The 20,446-nt window shown below is 37.3% G+C and carries 15 protein-coding genes; 10 read left to right on the forward strand and 5 right to left on the reverse strand.

Annotated elements, in window-relative coordinates; translation table 11 throughout:
- Positions 1-37 precede the first annotated feature (37 nt).
- Positions 38-1,087, reverse strand: coding sequence for an SGNH/GDSL hydrolase family protein (locus tag PLA12_05235; protein HOQ31900.1), 1,050 nt, complete (start codon positions 1,085-1,087; stop codon positions 38-40).
- Between the two features lie 93 nt (positions 1,088-1,180).
- Between PLA12_05235 and PLA12_05240 the strand changes: the two genes are divergently transcribed.
- From PLA12_05240 to PLA12_05270, 7 genes are read left to right on the forward strand one after another with little or no spacing between them, the layout of a single operon-like run.
- Positions 1,181-2,344 (forward strand): DegT/DnrJ/EryC1/StrS family aminotransferase, encoded by a 1,164-nt coding sequence (locus PLA12_05240; GenBank protein ID HOQ31901.1) that lies wholly within the window; start codon positions 1,181-1,183, stop codon positions 2,342-2,344.
- Positions 2,341-3,699, forward strand: coding sequence for an ATP-grasp domain-containing protein (locus PLA12_05245; protein HOQ31902.1), 1,359 nt, complete (start codon positions 2,341-2,343; stop codon positions 3,697-3,699). Before PLA12_05240 ends, PLA12_05245 begins: the two co-directional genes overlap by 4 nt.
- Positions 3,692-4,456: a class I SAM-dependent methyltransferase gene (locus PLA12_05250; GenBank protein ID HOQ31903.1), complete on the forward strand. Its 765-nt coding sequence runs from the start codon at positions 3,692-3,694 to the stop codon at positions 4,454-4,456. The genes PLA12_05245 and PLA12_05250 overlap by 8 nt, the downstream gene beginning before the upstream one ends.
- Positions 4,425-5,414: a glycosyltransferase family 2 protein gene (locus PLA12_05255; GenBank protein ID HOQ31904.1), complete on the forward strand. Its 990-nt coding sequence runs from the start codon at positions 4,425-4,427 to the stop codon at positions 5,412-5,414. The genes PLA12_05250 and PLA12_05255 overlap by 32 nt, the downstream gene beginning before the upstream one ends.
- A 39-nt stretch (positions 5,415-5,453) precedes the next feature.
- Positions 5,454-7,025, forward strand: coding sequence for a hypothetical protein (locus tag PLA12_05260; protein HOQ31905.1), 1,572 nt, complete (start codon positions 5,454-5,456; stop codon positions 7,023-7,025).
- On the forward strand, positions 7,018-9,216 hold the full coding sequence (locus PLA12_05265) for a hypothetical protein (GenBank protein HOQ31906.1): 2,199 nt from the start codon (positions 7,018-7,020) through the stop codon (positions 9,214-9,216). The genes PLA12_05260 and PLA12_05265 overlap by 8 nt, the downstream gene beginning before the upstream one ends.
- 7 nt (positions 9,217-9,223) lie before the next feature.
- Positions 9,224-11,449, forward strand: a complete 2,226-nt coding sequence (locus PLA12_05270; protein HOQ31907.1) for a hypothetical protein — start codon at positions 9,224-9,226, stop codon at positions 11,447-11,449.
- A 2-nt stretch (positions 11,450-11,451) separates the two neighbouring features.
- On the opposite strand, the gene PLA12_05275 is transcribed toward PLA12_05270, so the two are convergent.
- Genes PLA12_05275 through xseA form a run of 4 tightly spaced genes read right to left on the reverse strand, consistent with a single transcriptional unit; the run spans position 11,452 to position 15,841 of the window.
- Positions 11,452-13,161, reverse strand: a complete 1,710-nt coding sequence (locus PLA12_05275) for a hypothetical protein (GenBank protein HOQ31908.1) — start codon at positions 13,159-13,161, stop codon at positions 11,452-11,454.
- Positions 13,162-13,188: 27 nt separating this feature from the next.
- Positions 13,189-14,091 carry a polyprenyl synthetase family protein gene (locus tag PLA12_05280; protein HOQ31909.1) on the reverse strand — a complete coding sequence of 301 codons (903 nt, stop codon included), beginning with the start codon at positions 14,089-14,091 and terminating at the stop codon, positions 13,189-13,191.
- Positions 14,091-14,468, reverse strand: a complete 378-nt coding sequence (locus PLA12_05285) for an exodeoxyribonuclease VII small subunit (GenBank protein ID HOQ31910.1) — start codon at positions 14,466-14,468, stop codon at positions 14,091-14,093. The genes PLA12_05280 and PLA12_05285 overlap by 1 nt, the downstream gene beginning before the upstream one ends.
- 2 nt (positions 14,469-14,470) lie before the next feature.
- A complete protein-coding gene (xseA, locus tag PLA12_05290; GenBank protein HOQ31911.1) occupies positions 14,471-15,841 on the reverse strand; it encodes an exodeoxyribonuclease VII large subunit in 1,371 nt (456 codons plus the stop codon).
- 119 nt (positions 15,842-15,960) lie between these two features.
- On the opposite strand from xseA, the gene PLA12_05295 reads away from it, so the two are divergent.
- The 3 genes from PLA12_05295 (at position 15,961) to PLA12_05305 (ending at position 20,068) form a co-directional block, all read left to right on the forward strand.
- Positions 15,961-16,641, forward strand: coding sequence for a hypothetical protein (locus tag PLA12_05295; protein ID HOQ31912.1), 681 nt, complete (start codon positions 15,961-15,963; stop codon positions 16,639-16,641).
- A 637-nt stretch (positions 16,642-17,278) separates the two neighbouring features.
- Complete coding sequence (locus tag PLA12_05300; GenBank protein ID HOQ31913.1) at positions 17,279-19,417, forward strand: ribonucleoside triphosphate reductase; 2,139 nt, start codon at positions 17,279-17,281, stop codon at positions 19,415-19,417.
- Positions 19,418-19,456: 39 nt separating this feature from the next.
- Positions 19,457-20,068 (forward strand): anaerobic ribonucleoside-triphosphate reductase activating protein, encoded by a 612-nt coding sequence (locus PLA12_05305; protein ID HOQ31914.1) that lies wholly within the window; start codon positions 19,457-19,459, stop codon positions 20,066-20,068.
- Positions 20,069-20,446 lie beyond the last annotated feature (378 nt).

The raw sequence follows: 20,446 nt of genomic DNA on the forward strand, positions 1-20,446 counted from the left end.
GTTAAATCCGAACCATAAGACCGATAGGCCTGATTTATCATCTTAAGGGGATTATTTTATTCTCTGTAAGGTAACGGTATATCTGTTGTGCTACAAAATTATGACCGTCAACCGTAAAGTGCACCGTGTCCAATAAAAGTTCTTGGATATTATTCTTTTCAAATTCAGGGATAAGATTGAAATAGGGAATTTTCAATTCTTCCAACAAAGGAATAAAACGGGGTTGACACCAGAGTTTATCGCCTTGCCGCATAGGGAAAATACAAACCAAAACAGGTATGTTTCTTTGTCGGGATATTTGTGCCAATTCGGAATAAGGATTTTTTAATAACGCTAATTCATCCTGTTTATACTCATTGTATATATACAATAATTTAAGGAAAGAAATTGTTCGAGAAGGACCGCGAAAAAAATGCCACCAGAGCCCCCCATCGAAACCAATTTGTCCATCATTCGGGCAATAACCCATGATTATAAGGTCTGGATTATAATAAAGCACTTTCGTTTTTATAAGTTCAATTTCCTGTTCTGCATTATAACCACCTATTCCGAAATTTAACACTTCGAATTGTATATTTGTGGTATTGTTCCCATGTAGGAGTTGCTCTAATTTTTTCGGATAGGTGTCTTCCAATCTTTGTCGCCAGCCAAAAGTAACTGAATCCCCAACTACGGCAATACGAAAAACATGGGACGGTTTTTCCCGAGAAAATTCACGGTCGCGAAATCCATCGGAATTTATTTTTATCATGCCGGATATTTCTGCATTGGGTCGTAGTTCATACATTAGTTTTTTATTTTTAGAGCGGATGTGGACAATACTATTCCCATCCGATTGCCATGTGAAGCGACTCGCTTGCATAGGGTCTACTTCCCAGGCAGCACTATCATAACGCGGGTCTACAGGAACAAACACCCCCATGGATTTAACAAGTTTCATCTCCCAATAGGCAAAGAACATTTCTGCAATCGTAAGACAGAGAAGAAGACTTGCAAGAAGTAAACCCACATTTATAAGAATATTTATTCTCTTACTCTTTCGTAGGTATTCTTTTGATTGTATTTCAGGACATTTTTGTTCATTCATGATAGTGATACGGATTGTGTTAAACTAAATAAAATTTGTTGTATTATTGTAATTAATTTCGGGTATCATCTTCGAAATAAGGTTATTAAAAATATGGATTTGAACGAATATATGGAGCGAGAACGATTTTCGGAGGCAGTATATATAACACGACCCATGATGCCCACACAGGTAGAGTATCATTCTTTTCTTTCAAAAATTTGGGAAACACTCTGGCTTACCAATGAAGCCCATTGGCATCAGCAATTTACATCGGCACTGAAAAAATATTTGAATGTGTCGGAATTAGTTCTTTTTTGCAATGGAACTATAGCCTTATTAATAGCATTGAAGATACTGGATATAGAGGAGGGAGAGGTTATCACGACCCCTTTTACCTTCCCGGCAACACCTCACATTATTTGCTGGAACGGTTTGAAACCCGTGTTTTGCGATATTCAAGCAGGTGGATATAATTTGGACCCACAAAAGGTGGAAGAATATATTACTCCGAATACAAAGGCTATTTTACCGGTGCATGTTTATGGAATACCTTGCGATGTAGACGGTTTCTCCGCATTATCAAGAAAATATTCCATTCCGATAATATACGATTCCGCACATACTTTTGGGTGTTGGTATCGAGGCCGTTCTTTATGTGATTATGGAGACCTATCTGTATTAAGTTTTCATGCCACCAAGTTATTTACCACTGCGGAAGGTGGTGCTTTGATTTGTCATAAGCCAGAACAGGCACAAATGGCATATTTTATGAAAAATTTTGGTATTGCCGATGAAGAAACGGTAGTTGGTGTTGGTATAAATGGGAAAATGAACGAACTTTCTTCTGCTTTCGGTCTTGCCTCATTGCCCAAAGTAACAGAGGAAATAAGTAAAAGAAAATCTTTATATAAATTATATTGTGAACAGTTAAATGATTGTATGGGGATTCAAACGGTTTCAGAACCCAAAGACTGTGATTGGAATTATGCTTACTTTCCTATTGAAGTAAATAAAGCAGAATATGGCATTTCGAGAGACGAATTATATAAAAGGCTTCGCCTGTGTAATGTAATTGCACGAAAATATTTTTATCCCTTATGCAATCGTATCCCCTATTATGCTCAAAGGACAGATATTCCAAAAATTCCAACGCCTAATGCAGATAAAACCGCAGAACAAGTTCTATGCTTACCTATGTATGGGAGTTTACCCCATGAGTATGTTATAAAAATTTGTGAGATGATAAAAACTTTCCCGAAATGGGCTGATGCATGAAAAGAAGGAACGTTTCAAAATTAGAAAAACCTGTCCGTGTAATGATCTTCCCGGGAGGAACGGAAATAGGTCTTGAAATATTCCGCTCTCTATCTTATTCGAGACATATAGAATTATTTGGAGCGACCAGCCTTGAAAATGATGTGGGTTGTTTGCTATTCAAACACTACTACACAGGATTACCCTTTGTAAATGAAAAGACCTTCCTGAAAAAGTTCTGTCCGTTATTGAAAAAATTAAAAATTGACTTTATTTTTCCTGCTCACGATACAGTAGGATTATTTTTAGCAGAACATCAACGCGATTTGCCTGGTAAAGTTCTAATCTCCCCGATAAAAACATGTCGAATTTGTCGAGATAAACAAAAAACTTATAAATATTTCGAGGGGATACTTCCTGTTCCGAAAGTTTTTGAAAATACTTATCAAATCCCCCATTTTCCTGTATTTCTGAAGCCCAAAATAGGTGAAGGTTCAAAAGGGGTATTTCGTGTAGAAACAAAGAACGAATTGGAAGGAATACTGGAAAACAAGTCAAATCTTTTAATTTTAGAATACCTGCCCGGAAAAGAATATACCCTTGATTGCTTTACAAATTACGAAGGGAAACTAATCTTTTTTGGGGCCAGAGAGCGTATTCGCGTATCCAATGGGATTAGCGTGGATACACGGGTCACAAATTGTAGTAAATTCACACAGTTTGCAGAAACAATTAATGGACATCTGAAATTTCGAGGTGCTTGGTTTTTTCAAATGAAAGAACGAGCCAATGGCGAATTGGTTTTGCTTGAAATTGCTCCACGGGTTAGCGGAGGAATGGGTTTATTTCGCAATCGTGGGGTTAATTTACCCTTACTAACCGTTTACGATGCCCTGCGTATACCCGTCGAAATTATGGAACAGACCTTTCCCGAAGAAATGCAGCGATGTTTGTTCAATTATTACCCGAAAACATTTGTTTCATCACCACCGCAGACTTATAAAAAACAACCCTACTTCTTTGACCATGTTTATATTGATTATGATGACTGTCTGTTCCTTCACGGAAAGTTGAATTATCCATTGATTTTATTTTTAATACAATGTAAAGAAGCCCATATCCCAATAACCGTGCTTACACGGCATAAGGGACCCTATAAAATTTCATTACACGCACTCGGATTAGATAAACTAATAAGTGCATTCATTGAGTTACATAAAGGAGAAAAGAAATCGGCCTATATTCAATCAAAAAAACCTATATTCATTGACGATTCTTATCAGGAACGCAAGGAAGTATATGATACATTAAAGATACCGGTGTTTAGTATGGATATGATAGAAAGTTTGATAGACTGGAGTTTGTGGTATGGATGAGCATGAATTTATTGAATATGTAGGAAAAACATATACAAAGGGGGCTATGCAGGACCGTGTTATAAGGGAACTTATTGTTCGCACCATTAAACCTTACCTAAACCCGCAGATGATAGGACTTCAGTTAGGATATGCAGAAGGCGTAGATACAGCAATGCTGGCTCCCTTATTGGCAGAGTTGGATGTAGTAGAAGGAAATGCCGCTTTTATCTGGGAAGGGAAAAAGAAGAATATCCCCAATGTCCGTTTTATTTCCTCTCTTTTTGAAGAATTAACCCTTGAAAAGACAGGACGACAATATGATGTTATCTTTGCCATATATGTAATGGAACATGTTCAGGATACTTCGGTAGTGTTAAACAGGATTCGAAGGTTGTTATTACCTGAAGGTATCTTCTATGCCGTTGTGCCTAATGCGCGTGCCTTGTCCCGTCAATTAGCTCGGCACATGGGTATATTGGAAGAATTAGATGATTTTACTCCTCATGACCTTCAGCATGGACATCGAAGAATTTATGACCGAGTGCGACTTAACCGAGACCTAACTCATGAAGGGTTTAAGATAATTCATCAAGGGGGTATTTTTCTGAAAATATTGGCGGATTTCCAATTAAACCAATTATATCGTTCAGGCATATTAGGACCTTCTCAAATTGACGGATTATATCTGTTAGGACTGGAATACCCCGACCTGTGCGGCTCTATTTTTTCCATTGCAAAGAGAGATGAATTATTTACCTCAGGAGGAGAAGCATGAAGAAATGAGCAAAGATGTGAACCATTCCGATATAGAGTTTTCCATAGTTATTAGTTGTTATTATGAAGAGAAAAGTATTCGTGAATTTCACCGTCGTTTGAAGGAAACCTTAGAAAAAATAGGCAGGTCCTACGAAATCATCTTTGTAAACGATGGGAGTACCGACAAAACATGGGAAATATTGAAAGAAATCTACAAAGAAGATGAACGGGTTTTTTCTATAATTAATTTATATCGCAATTCGGGACAACAGGCAGGAGTAACCGCAGGTATTATGGAGGCACGCGGTAAGGCGATTGTCCTTATAGATAGTGATTTACAATTAGCCCCGGAGGATTTGCCTAAATTAATAGAGAAATACGATGAGGGTTTTGACATTGTCAGTGGATATCGTATTCAGCGGCAGGATAGCCCCCTTCGCAAAATTCCATCAAAAATTGCCAATTGGATTATGCGAAAATCTTCGGGTATGTCTTTGACCGATTTCGGTTGCACTTATAAAATCTATCGTGCAGACCTCATACATGCATTCGAATACGGTCCTTTCAATATATTCCGCACCGCAGATGTAGTTTCCCGTGCAGGAAAATGTGTAGAGGTTCCCGTTCAGCATTTCCCACGACCCTATGGGAAATCCGGATATACCTTCTGGCGCCTCTGGCAATACAATATGGACAATCTGGTGCGTTTATCTCCTCGTTTGTTTCAATGGCTGGCGATATTCTGCCTTATATTTGGCTTCTTATTCTTTCTGCGAATTTTCTCCGCTCTTTTTTGGGATTATCACATTATGAATGAGATTACCCCGGGACTAATTTTGAATGTTATTATTTTCTCATTGCTGATTATTGTAGGGATACTTTCTATTATCGGTGAATTTGCAATGCGTTCTTTCCTCGCTTTATACCGTATTCCTGCGTTTATAGTCCGTGAAAAATGGATACGGAATAAAGAATAGGATTACTTCATTTTATCTATATCGGGAAAAGTCAGTCTCATGAAAACACAACAAAAATTGTTCTGGGGAAAAATACGGTTTATATCCCTTCAACTTTTGCTATGTCTACTTCCTTTTTTTCTTCTTTTCTCTTTTGAATATACTCTACGGTTCTTAAACAAAGGAGAAGACCGACACCCAATTATCCAAAAACATTTTAATACACTAACGGTATCCATCCCGAACCCTAATTTTTACCAACAATTTTTTAATATCCTTCTACACGACTTTGTAAATTGGGACCATCTTGATTTTTATGTTCCTGAACAAAAGGATAAAGATACTATTCGAATATTTGTTTTCGGGGAATCTGCAATGTATGGGCTGGAATCTTCTGCACGGCAATTAGGAGTTATGTTAAAACATTCCATTCCCGTAAAAAAGTGGGAAATATATAATGTATCATGTCCGGGTATTAATTCCCATGTGCTTTATTTTCTGGCTAAAGCCTGCTCAAAATTATCTCCCGATTTCTTTATTATTTACATGGGGAACAACGAAACAATAGGTCCTTATGGTGAACATTCTTGGCTTTATTCATACCCTTTCTTAAGAAAGAATAGCATTATTCGACTACATACCTATGTAAATTCACTACGAATGGTACAATTAATAGAACGAAAAGAAAATACAAATTGGCGTGAACAGAAACCGAAAGATTTATTCCCTTTTCTCCCCAAACAAGGACAGGAAAAAAGAACCCTACAAATATATGAAAAAAATCTCAGGGATATGATACAGACGGGAATTTTCGCTCATGCCGATGTAATTGTAGGAACCTTATCCTATAATAGAAAATATGGCAAGAAAAAAGAAGAATGGGGCTCTATCCGTTTTGAGCCAACAGAAATGAACCGATGTATTGCAGACACCTGTAACAAATTCCCTCAAAATGTCCATCTGGTTGATGTGGATGAAATGCTTTCAAAAAATAGTCCCGGGGGCATTCCCGGTTACGAATATTTCTGCGACAATATCCATTTTACTTTTGAGGGAAATTACTTGCTTGCTTGTGAGTGGTTTCGAGCCATTTCAAATATCTTAAAAGAACGCAAAATTATCACGGAAAAAGGAGAAATCCCTTTGATGAGTATGGAAGATTGTGCCCGTTATTTAGGCTGGAACCATGCTACAGAATTGCTACAATTACGGATGCAAAAGGCTGTGATTATTGACCCTATTTCTCTGGAAATTATTTCTGAAAAGGAAAAACAATTCGATGAAGAACTCGGAAAAAAGATAGAAGAAACCGTAGTCGAAGGATATTCAAATGCCTATAAACTAAATCAAGACGATGAAAAAATTTGTATGCAGTTAATTGAATGGTTATTAAAGACAAAAAATATCCTTCAGGCAGAGGTAGTGGCTCAGGAATTTCTGAAAAAATATCCTTACTCCCGAATTGCTATGCGGTTGTTAGGGAATGTATACGCCAATAGGGGAGAGATAAGAAAAAGTATTGAAATGTATCGAGAATGTTTGCGATATTTCCCTTATGATGGACTGGCACAGAATAGTTTGAACATTATGTTAAAATACAACAATACCCGTGATAATTCAGCCCATGAGTAAACAAAAAGACAAAAACAGCACAATGAAAAGAATTATTGCTGATTTACTCCTTTTTTTACTTATCGCTGTTTTGTCTTCCGTGATTGTTTATGAACATTTAACAATCCGTGTGAAAACGATTGGAAGAGATTATCGTTTTGAACAGGACTGGCTGGTCAATGCCATATCTATTGCATGTGGACAGGGCTTCACTACACCCGTAGCCCCTTATCCTGAAAATATGCGACTGTTTCTGGAACAGAAAACAAGTTCCATGCAATTCTCTGACCTGCCTAAAGATTGGGGAAGATGGGACAATAGTCGCTTTGTAAGAACACATTATTATTTGATATATACGATAGGTATTCTGTGGCGATGGTTCGGAATAAATTGGGATGTATTAAAATTATATGCGGGGATAGTGTTCGTCATTACCGTATTAGCGACATATATCCCTTTGTATATGTTCAGCGGGAGAATAACTGCCTTTATAACAACCTGCCTCGTTATGAATGCCCCATCCCTTCTTTTTCTGCTGCCTTCCATTCGTGACTATTCAAAAACTACTTTCTTCATGTTATTTCTCGCAATATCTACCATTTTGTTTTACTTTGCAAATAAATGTGTATGGAGAACTGCTATCTTCTCTTCTCTATTAGGGTTTGCAATAGGCATTGGATTGGGGTTTCGTCAAGATGTACTTATATTATTCTTTTTAGGGCTGTCGTTTATCGCTATTATTGGAGGAAAATTTTTTTATCAGAAGAAAATCATTGCCAGCATAAATTGCTTTGTCCTTTACCTGTTGTCCTTTCTTGCAACGGGTTATCCAATATTGCTGGCAATTGCTGAAGATAAAGGAGCCGTATCCAGCCATTCATTGGTGCAGGGTCTTGCAAGCACCGTAGAACAAACCTCAATGGGTGGCACGGCTTCCTATCGGCTCGTTTATGAACCCAATGATATGCTTGTTCATTCAACAATTGCCTCCTTTGCACGACGCACAGGTTTTAAGGAGTCTTTTGATAATTATCTGTCACCGGCATACGGTTCCGCAGGTAGGGCTTATTTTAGGTCTGTTGTATGGCACTTGCCTGCGGATTTATGGGGTAGGGTCCTGTCCTCCTGTAGTAATTGCTTCTCAACAATCTATAATTTTACAAAGGAACAAAAGCAAAATCATCAAGAATTTAATCGCCCATCTCATTTTTTATTCTTCACCGACTGTCTTTACTACTGGGACATCTTTCTGGCTTATATCGGACCGTGGGCATTATTGGGAATAGTCTTTATTACAGGTATGAAAAATATCTGGAAAGGGATATTAATTGCTGGGGTTTTGGTTTATTTATTAGGTTATCCTTCTATCTTATTTGAATATCGGCATGTGGTCCATCTGACACCTATCTTATACGGGATTATCATTGTGTTTATATATGAATTGAGTGCAGGTTTTATTCATACTCTTTATTATTTGTATCGAAAAAAATTGTCAGCGAAAACTATTTTTGTTGGACTGCGTAACGGTGTTATTGTCCTGCTATTTGTCCTATGTTCCTGCACATTGCTTTATTCGTTATTAATTCTATGGCAAAAATATCAACTGTTAAACCTTGTTTCCTCTTATCGTCAATTAAATTGGGAAGAAGTAAGTCTTAATCATGTTGATAATGGAGCCAACATCTTATTTCAACCTTCAAAGACCTTACCCGCTTTTGAAAAAGTATCTGAACTACCTCCTATGGAAACACCGTTTGAATTTCTGCGGGCGGATTTCGAATTAACAGAAATTTTCCCTATTTATTCGCTATATGATAATACCTATTACGCCGTTGATTTCTCGGAACCCTTAAATCCACTTCTCCATTTTTATGCCCCCAAGGAAAATAAACCCCTTCGAATAAGTATTTATTTTTTAGTATACTCTGCTTCTACCATAAAACCAAGAAATGAACCGATATTTAACAATCGGGAACCGATTATATGGGTTCGTGGTACATGGAAAGGGGTTGAAATACCGAAAGAGTTTAAAACATCATTTCGAGGCTTATATCGAGCAAAAAACCCATCTGCGGAACCTTTTTTGATAACTCTGGTTGCCCCTGAAAATAATTCTATCAAGGGTTACTATAAACACTGGAAATACGCATGGGATTTTAGAAATGTTCGAGACAATATAGAACGATACAAAATATATGACCAATACAAGTAAGAACATATTGTCAAACATCAAAATTAATCCGGACATCTTTTTCTGTCTTCTACTTCTAATTGTTGGGCTATTCCTTCGTTTGTATCGAATTTCTCAAGAGTCTATTTCGCTGGAGGAATATGCGTGCATAGCCAACCTAAATCTTAATTCCATTTTCCACTTCCTAAGCGAGCAAAGGAACACCTATCCTTACGGGGGGATTTTATTCCCTTTACTTCAATATTTCTGGGGGAAATGCTTTGGGACAGAGATTGTTTCTCTACGATTGTTCAGTGTCTGTATATGGATAGGTTTTTATCTTATGTTCTGGTTTGTATTGAACAAATTGGAGCGGCAAGGGAAGTTACCTGATGGAACAAAATTTATTGTCAGCATAGGGATAACACTTTCTCCTGCTCTTATTTTTATTGGACAGGAAGCACGGATGTATATGGCATATCTCTTTCTGATATGGGGTTCGTTTTTCCTGTTTATGAAGGTAATTGAAGACATTTCCAATAACCGAACCATTGTTTTCTGGATTATTGTTAATCAAATGCTATTATGGACACATCATATCGGGATAGTTATATGGGCTACGGAGTTTCTACTCTTAATTGCTGTGCAATATAAGAAAAAAAATCATATAAAAAAAGTGCTTTCTATTGTTGTTATATATTCGTTCTTTTTAATCCCCTGGTTTGCATGGATTTTAACCATTCCTCCTCAACCTGCGCAACTACACCGATATTACCTAAAACCTTCATTACAGGAATTATTATCCTTTCCTTTTGCTCTTAATATCGTCGGAAAAGGAGGGATTTGCCCGATAGGCATATCCCATCCGTGGCAGTGTTCTTCATCCATTTTCGGGGCTTTTCTACATCATTCACAAAAAGGATTTGAACTTGCTCTTATCCTTTTTTCTGTATTGAGTTTGCTGGGTTTGTTGTATGAAAATATTCAAAGTTGGATATACAAAAAAGACACACTGCGGGTCCCTTTTTTCCTTTTATCCTTATTTGTTATCCCGCTCCTTTTATTATTTCTTTTAGCAAGGTTTGGACCCCCTGTATTTGTAATAAGATATATTGTTTTTCTCATTCCATTACATTTTTTAGGGCTTACCTATTTTCTTTCACATACAAGAAAATTTGTTTCTCGAATTTTAATTATCCTTCTTATAATTGTGCTTCTTTATCCAATTGGAATTATGTCGCAAAGCACCTGGCGGATGGATTGGAAAGGAGTAGGAAAAATTATTTCTAAAAATCAAGGAACGCAGGATATTGTAATTATTCATGACCCGTTCTGGATGCCAATTTTTAAACTTAACAATAAAGATATTTCTATTCCTGCAACAGATGCATATACGGAGGAAGGATTGGCAGATATAGCTCAAGTTTATTTTGATAGTTTAGGTCCAAACCAGGACAAAAAAACAAAGGCATGGATTGTTATCCCTGATATATACGGAACTGCATTAAATACCTTCCCCTCTGTGTTGAACCAATATGGCTTTTCTTACTTTGTTCACGCTTTACCTGGGGAACAGAAAATATATCTGTTTCAAATCTCACCTTCACGGGAAAGAATATATAAAAACATATTTACAATAAATGTAGATACAAAAAAATTAACAAAAAAATTTTTTAAAGAGGCAAGTTTATTAACAGACACATTTTATAGGCAACATCGTTATGACCATGACCGCACAGGTTCCCATTTTATTCGGTGTGCTCTGCAACTGGCAAAATTAAAAAAATATAAACAGGCGGCCTATTTATTATATTACGCATGGGAACAAAACCCAAACCTGATAGTCCAGATTTATGAAAAATTTTCTGAAAAAATAGATTTTGAGCAGGAATGCAGATTATTAAATTACGGTACTGCAAAAAAGAATATATCCGCCATTTTCTGGAATGGAGTAAAATGCTTTTCAGAGCATGATTATGAAGGTGCTTTATCCTATTTTTCTAAATTGACCGAAGAATGCAGTGAAGAACCCTTATTCTGGTGGTTTCGGGCTCAGACCTGTGATAATTTGTCCGATTATAAAAGTGCTGATTGGATTTGGTCCCTGCTATTTCATCTTCAACCTGTTTTGCCAATAGGCTGGCACTTTATTTACCTTCCTTCTGCAATTATATGCGATAAAAATGCCGTAGAAAAGGCTTTTCATAGAGCAGAAGAATTGCAAATTCTCACAGAACATTTAAATAAAGATATTGATTATTCCTTGCTAAAATAAAATCATGGGATTTTGTATACCACAACCTGATGGTCTTCATAACAGCGATGTATTTTTTGCATTTTATCCAGAAGGGGCTTATTTTTATCGGTATGTAATAGAAGAATATATTTCACATTCTTTTGCTGACATAAAGCAACAAAATCGCTGAACCTCTTTTCCCTCAGGGAATTCCATAGGTAATTGTAATATTCTATAGAAGGGACTATATTACTATAAGGATTCATGTATAACATTAAGGTATAAACCAGTTTTCGGGCTGCTGGCATAACTGTCCAAATTCCGGTAACTTCATCACATAAAAATATATCCTGAGGAGAGGTATTGTTCAATATCCATCTATAAACGGTATCAAATCGGACAACATCATGCACCAGATTATTCTCTTCTGTCCCACGGTAGATTTCATGTAATGGTGAAATAGGTCTTACCAGAGTAGTTATACCTATTAGGAATATCAAAGATAAAGTAACCAGATAAATCCCCTTCTGAAGCCAGCAATGGATATTTCTGCGTTGTAAAAAGGAACCAATTTCACCTGCTAATTGGAGGGAGCCATAAACAAACCAAAATCCTATCAAGGCATGAACAGACATAAAGTTATGATGCGGTGGAAAAAATGCAGGAATTATATAACCATAATAATTCAAGGATTGGCATATTATCTGTTGAACGGCTAAAAGAAGAACAACCACTGTCCATAGCCTTAACCACCACAATTCCTGTTTTTTCCTGTGGATAAAGAAAAATGAAAGCGATAGAACACCTATTCCAGTAAAGCCATTGGCACTTTTTAAGAGAGTTGTCGGGAGGTTTTTTAATTCAAGGGCCGGGGTTAAATAAAGGGATGGATAGGGATGGCGAATAATAAATTGATATTTAATAAAAATAGGTAACCAATAAGGACTGCTCAACAGAAGTGCTATGCCTAAAATTATACCTATTCTTTTGAGATATCGTATCAGTTCCTGTCTCTGAGAAGAGCCATATAATTGGGCAATTTGGATAAAGGAATATAGGGCAATAAATAACCCGGCTTCTATTAAAATGGCGGTGTGTGTTAGAAAACCTAACCCTAAAAATAGACCACAAAAAACAGCAAAGAGAAATTTCTTTTTTTCCACATAGAGAATAAACATAAGAATTGTTAAGAAAAAAAATGTCTTGCCCCATTGAGGTGCTAATAGCCACGGTGAATAAGTGGAATATAACCATTCCGCTAAAAAAGGGTTTCTTGCAAAAATAAAGTAGGTTAGAGATAAAAAACCTGCCCAGGGTCCCCAACGGTTCCATGCCAATAACATCACCGCAATAGGCAATAATAACTGTAAAAAAGGACCTATGTGCATACAGGTTTCGGGTAATGATTTGTTAAGTATTTTACTGAACAGGGCAATTACGGCTCCGGTCAGCGGGTTATACCAATTAACCTCACCTTTTAATATGGGGTCCTCGGGATAGGTTTTATCAAGCAAGGTTTGAGCAATTCCTATATCGCGAAGGGTATCCCAATTAAAGGGCCATTGGAAAGGGCGTGAACTGACAATTCCTATCCACAAAGCAAAAGCAAGAAATATAAAACATAAGGTAAAAGCAATTAATCTGTCTGTAATATCTATGGAAACGAGATTTTGTAATGAAATATTTTGTGGATTATTTTTACATTCGTTCTTTGAAACAATTTGTTTAACTTCTTCAATGTGAGTACTCATGTTTTAAATAACATTAATCCCTAATGTTTAATGATTGCGTAATAGCATATACAGAGCCAATTGACGGAATACCTCTGCCTTCTCACCAAAACAGGTCAGGGCTGAAATGGCTTTATGAGTATGTTCCAATGCTAATTCCTGAGACTGTTGTAAACCTAACAAAGCGGGATAGGTAGACTTCTTATGTTCTTTATCACTTCCGACAGGTTTTCCTAAAGTTTTTTCATCCCCGGTTACATTTAAAATATCATCTACAATCTGGAAGGCAAGCCCCAAATGTTTTCCGTATTCGGTTATTGCTTGTAAACCTTTAGAAAAGGCATTTGAAAGCAACGCACCACATCGTAATGAGGCACAAATCAAGGCACCCGTCTTTTTTCGGTGTATTTCCTGCAATGTTTCCATTGGCACAAGTTTCCCTTCCGCTATTATATCCATATATTGCCCACCTACCATACCATTAACACCCGCAGAACGGGCAACTTCCACCACAACCTCTGCATTCCCTGTGCTTGCCAATAATTCAAACGCCAACGTCAGCAATCCATCACTCGCCAGCAGGGCTATTGCTTCACCATAAACTTTATGCAAGGTCGGTTTGCCTCGTCGAAAATCATCATTGTCCAATGCGGGCAAATCATCATGAATTAGGGAATAGGTATGTATCATCTCGATGGCACATGCAGAGGGCATCACCTTTTGTATATTTCCATCAAATAGTTCCGCAGAACCTAAAACCAATGCGGGACGAAGCCGTTTCCCTCCTGCAAATAGACTGTATTCCATGGCTTCAATAAGTCCCGGAATAGGGCATTGCAATTGAGATAAATATCTATGAAGGGCTTCTTCGGTTTGTTTGCCTTTATCCAGAAGAAATTGTTCTACTTTCTCTTTATGAAATTCATTCCTCAAATTATTAAAAATATCCATTAGAAAGGTAAATCCTCATTAATATCAGGTTCTGACACATTTTCTTTACTACTTGTCTTCTTTATCCGCGGTTGAGCCACCTTTTCCGAATTTACTAATTTATTGGATGATGTTCCTTCTCCATTATCTGTATCAGCAAGGTCAAACGGTCTCGCTTCAATCTCACCCTCCTCATTTTTTAAAAGTATCTCTATTTTCCGTTCCGCTTCGGAAAGAGCCTTTTCACATTGCCTTGCCAGACGAATTCCCTCCTCAAATTGTTTAAGGGCTTCTTCTAATGTCAATTCGCCTTTCTCTAAATTTTGGACAATCTGTTCTAATTTTTCCAAGTCTTTTTCAAAATTCCCATAAGTAGGTTTCTCTTGCTTTTCTTTCATAGTTATTCATCCTTTTTATATTCTCTGTTTTTAACAATGGCATCTGCTGTGCCATCTAAAAATTGCATTTTAACAAAATTACCTACATCCAATTGTTCCACACATCGGACCAATTTATGCTCGGGCTCAAGCCATACAAGAGCATATCCTCGACCCAACACCTTTAGCGGGCTCAGTGCATCTAATTTAGCAGTATGATACATAAATTTTGATTTTCTTCCTTGAAAGGTACCCTTTATTTTTTGTTCTAACTGTTTCTTAATATAATCCAGTTTCTCTTTTTGAGATTGAACTCTTGATTGAGGAGACATCATTTGCAAAGCATACATCGCCTTTCGGATTCGCGAATGTAATGCCTCTTTTTCCCATTCCCACCAATCCTCCAGTTGCTTTCTGCAGTCCAACAATCGGAACATATTATCACGAATTATACTACGGACACTTTGAAAACCCCTATGCTGTTGAGCCAATTCAAGCCGATGGCAATATTGATTCGAAATTTGTTTAACGGCTCGAACCAATTTTTGTTTTTGTGTTTGTATCTTATCCCATAAAATGGTCTGGTCCTGAATAACCATTTCTGCCGCTGCAGATGGGGTCGGAGCACGAACATCGGCAGAAAAATCCGTTAGTGTAAAATCAATTTCATGCCCTACTGCAGAAATAATGGGCGTTTTTGCCTCAAATACTGCACGGACAACTATTTCCTCATTAAAGGGCCAGAGATCTTCTATGGAACCCCCTCCTCTACCGACAATAATAACATCTACACCATATTGGTCCAGATATCGAATTCCAGCAACAATTTCCATGCTTGCCTCTTCCCCCTGTACTCGTGCTGGGTAAAGAATTACATGGATATTTGCAAAACGACGCGATAATACTTTTAATATATCCCGTATTGCCGCACCCGATGGAGAAGTTACTATTCCAATTTTTTTAGGCAATAGAGGTAATTTCTTTTTATGAGCAGGGTCAAACAATCCTTCCGCTTCTAACTTCTTTTTCAATTGTTCAAATGCTAATTGAAGGGCGCCAATACCTTTCGGCTCCATCTGTTCCACAACGATTTGGTGGGCTCCTCGCTTTTCATATACTGTAATCTGCCCAAAAACAAGCACTTCCATACCATTTTCGGGCTGAAATTTTATGTTCTGAAGATAACCCCGAAACATTACCGAAGTAAGTTCGCTATCCGCATCTTTCAAGGTAAAATACGCATGACCAGAAGGTGCCACCCGCCAGTTCGAAATCTCTCCACTAAGCCAGATATAGCCTATCTCTTCTTCCAGCAAATCACGGATTTTTCGGTTCAATTCCGATACTGACCAGATATGCCTTTGTTCTATATTATTTAAAATTTCTGATGTCACCCGAATTTTACCTTTTCTTTCGTTTTTTAATTGAAAGAAATTTAATTATAATGTGTTTATACAAATAATTACCAAAAATAAACAATTGCAATCTTTTGCAATACAAAGAAAAGGTTCTTATGAAATTTAACAAAAATTATACATTAGCACTCATCGGTTGTTTGCTTATCATAACCCTGATTAGTGCATGTCGCCCCAAAGAAACAAAAAAACCAGCAGAAGTCCCTCAAACCAAGGAAGACTTCGTAAAACAAATAAAGGAAATACTATCTCCACTTCAGATGTATATACCATTCTCTTCCGATGGAAACTATCCCTATATTCGGGAAGATGTAAGATTGCAGGTAATGAATGATGTTTTCAATTTTGTCCAAAAAAATGCTGATAATCCTTTAGCACAGGAAGCCTGCAAAGAAGTGGCTAAAGAAGTTGCCCAGTGGGCGAAAATTGCCAAAGAAAATAACCGCTGGGTTCTGGCATTAGTATGTATTGATGTATATGAAACTTTAGGAGCAAAAAGTGAGGCGTTAAGACGATTAAGAACACGGGGAGAACAACTCATTGCACAACCGAAAGTTTTTGTTCGCGGTTTACTCGAAGATAAAGAGACAGGGCAAACAACCATTTTCGTTGAAGTTATCAATCGTATCACGGGAGAAAAAAAACGGGTCGCTGCACGCGTCGGCGATGAATTTGAAAATATCCGTGTAGTGGAAATTATCCCTTATAAAAATGTAGTCCGTTTTGAATACATCCCCATTGAAGGCATGTTTTTTGATGTAGAATGTCCAAAATTTTAAGTTGTTAATAATCACGACCCCTTCATGAAAAACGATAATAAATCATTCCCTATTTTTTTCCTTTCTTACTACCCCCTTTGCGAATTCTCTACACCCTCTTTATTTTATACAGCAAATAACCCTTTTATCTTTATAATTCCCCATTAAAAATAGGATTGTTCCCTTTATATTTTTCGCCTTGAAAAGAATTTTTATCTCATATCTTTAAAGTTTTGCACAAGAATTATTCCGATAATAATGGTGTATAAAAAGCCCGTTTTACACATTCTTTTTTTAACAAAAATAAAACACAATTTTAGGTAAAATCACCCATTTTTTTGTAACTTTTCCCCTATTTATCCACAGGTTATCAACATTGTTATCCACAGGATTCTGAACAGTTTTTCCACAGATTATTCACTCAATATCACTATATATTGTATATTGGGAATAAAATTCTACTTGACATTGTGTATTTTTTATTATAAAATATTTTTATCTTTTTTTTATTTTCTATGAAAATTTAATCAAACAGTAATTAGCCCTCCTAAATCTTCCCCGAAGGCATAAAAATAACCTTCTTTTCGGGCAGATTATATTGGGGTGATGAAATTAAAGTTTTTAAATAAATAAAAATTTAATTTAGGGAGCGTAGGCTATGCAGAATTGGGAAATAAGTTCGGCTGAAGTTTTTACAGACTTGGTTCCTTTTACGCATGTATTGAAGAGAGATGGGCGAAAGGTTCCTTTCTCGGCAGGAAAAATAACCCAAGCCATATTAAAGGCAGGGAAAGCTACTGGAGAATTTGGGATAGATATTGCTCGTCGATTAACTCTTCGTGTATTGGCTCTTTTGCAAACGATGCCGTTAGATGGACATCCCACTGTTGAAGAAATTCAGGATGCCGTGGAAGAAATTTTACTAATGTCGCCTTTTAAGAAAACAGCTAAGGCATACATTCTTTATCGAGACCAGCATGCACGTATCCGTGAGATGGTCAATAAAGCGGATGTAGATTTGATTGACCGTTACCTGGAAAAGATGGACTGGAAAGTTCAGGAAAACAGCAATATGGCGTATTCTCTACAAGGTTTGAACAATTATATTTCCAGTGAAATTAGCAAGGTATATTGGCTCAACAAAATTTATACACCGGAGGTCCGGGAAGCACACCGTTCCGGGGATTTACATCTGCACGACCTCGGTTTATTATCGGTCTATTGTGTAGGCTGGGATTTACAAGATTTGTTGATGAGTGGTTTTCAAGGAGCCCCGGGCAAAGCAGAAAGCAAACCGGCAAAACATTTTCACACAGCGTTAGGGCAGGTGGTTAATTTCTTTTATACTTTACAGGGTGAAGCAGCAGGAGCACAGGCTTTCAGTAATTTCGACACCTTATTAGCCCCTTTTATCCGTTATGATGGATTGGACTATCGTGAGGTAAAACAAGCATTACAAGAATTTATTTTTAATTTGAATGTAGCCACCCGTGTCGGTTTCCAGACCCCATTTACCAATGTAACATTAGACCTTCAACCGCCAGCCAATTTAGCCAATCAGCCTGTTATTATTGGTGGCGAATATCAAGATGCTACTTATGGTGAATTCGCAGAGGAGATGAAGATATTCAATTCTACGTTCCTTGAGGTTCTTTCCGAAGGAGATGCCAAAGGACGGGTATTCAGTTTCCCAATACCTACTTACAACATTACCAAAGATTTTAATTGGGACGACCCCGATTTAATCCGTTTATGGGAAGTAACCGCGAAATACGGTATCCCCTATTTTGCTAATTTTATTCATTCCGACATGTCCCCCTGTGATGCTCGTTCGATGTGTTGTCGTTTGCGTCTGGATTTGCGTGCATTGGAACGGAGAGGAGGTGGACTTTTCGGGGCAAATCCGTTAACAGGGTCTATCGGTGTGGTTACCATCAATATGCCACGAATTGGATATTTGTCTGCGGATGAGGATGAATTTTTCGACCGATTGGATAATTTAATGAATATTGCCCGCACCAGCCTTGAAACAAAGCGGAAGGTTTTAGAACAATTGACCGATAACGATTTATATCCTTACACAAAATTTTATTTGCGGAATGTATACCAACGATACAATCATTATTGGAACAACCATTTCTCTACAATCGGCTTGGTTGGAATGAATGAAGCATGTCTGAACCTTCTTGGAAAAGACATTGGCACACCTGAAGGTTCTGAATTTGCCATCCGTGTGTTAGACCATGCCCGAAACCGATTGAGAGAATTTCAGCAGGAAACGGGCAATCTATACAACCTCGAAGCAACTCCCGCAGAAGGAACCAGTTACCGCCTTGCTCGGCTGGATTACGAACGCTATCCCGATGCCCATTTCGCAAATATGGAACAACTGAAGAACGGTAGCGTCCCATTTTATACCAACTCCACACAATTACCCGTGAATTATACGGATGATATTTTTAAAGTGCTTGATTTGCAGGACCCTCTACAGACCCGATATACAGGCGGAACGGTTCTGCACATCTTTTTAGGTGAAGCAGTAGCCAACCCCAATTCGGTAAAAGCCTTTGTGAAAAAAGTATGTGAAGGATACAAACTTCCTTATTTTACTTTAAGCCCCAGTTTTACCGTCTGCCCACAGGATGGATATATTCGTGGAGAATTTCCGTCATGTCCCAAATGTGGAAAAGAAACAGAGGTATATTCTCGTGTCGTCGGCTATTTGCGGCCTGTAAGCCAATGGAATGAAGGGAAACGGGCAGAATTTGAACTACGTGCAAGATATAAAATTGATTAATCCTCTAAAACAATAATCCAAAATAGAGCCATTATCCTTATGAAGATTGGTGGTTTCCAGCCTTTTTCCTTATCAGATTTCCCCAATTGCGTTTCTGCAATTGTGTTTACACAAGGTTGCAATTTTCGTTGTCCTTTCTGTCACAACCCATCCTTAGTGCTTCCTGAGTTATTTCTGCCACCTATTCCTGAAGAATCTCTATTTACATTCTTAAACGAACGGAAAAACAAGTTAGACGGGGTAGTAATTACAGGCGGAGAACCCACAATACAATCAGATTTATGGGAGTTTGTGAGAAAAATCAAGGAATTAGGTTATAAAGTAAAACTTGATACAAACGGCTCAAACCCCGAAGTAGTAGAAAAATTGATTTATGATAATCTCATTGATTACTTTGCTATGGACATCAAAGCACCATGGTATAAATATACACATCTAACAGGAGTAGAAACAGATATTGAAACAATAAAAAAAACGATGACCATATTATTACAGACTTCTATCCCTTGCGATTTTCGTTTAACCTATGCAAAACCATTATTGAACGACGAAGACATTGAAGAGGTTCAATCCTATCTGCCACCAAACCGTTCATTAACCATTCAAAAATTTATCCCCAAAAATGTATTAAATCCCAACCTTTTCATATAAAAAATACCCTACAAATTTAAATTCTCATAATGGCTTCCTATCCTCTATAGTTTATTCTCATAACAAAAAAATCATTGCTCTTCTGTATCAGAAGCGTCCTCGCTTTTGGTTTTCATTTTCACGCCCTTGTAAAAAGGAATTGTATTGTAGGGGCGATTGGCTAACTACCCTCACCTCTTCTGTGTCCTTTGTATGAAATTTTCTTCGTGTCCTCTGTGGTTAAATATTTTTTACCACGAAAACTTACAACGAAGTAGCGGCATGGCATGCCATGTCCTTTTATCATTTTAAGGTATAAGCAATGTTTAATCTTAAATTGTTTCCATAGATGGGACTGGAATACTATAATTAATATTCACCATATTGATTTTGGAGAAA

The organism is Candidatus Hydrogenedens sp. (assembly GCA_035378955.1).
In the GTDB taxonomy this organism is placed as follows: domain Bacteria; phylum Hydrogenedentota; class Hydrogenedentia; order Hydrogenedentales; family Hydrogenedentaceae; genus Hydrogenedens.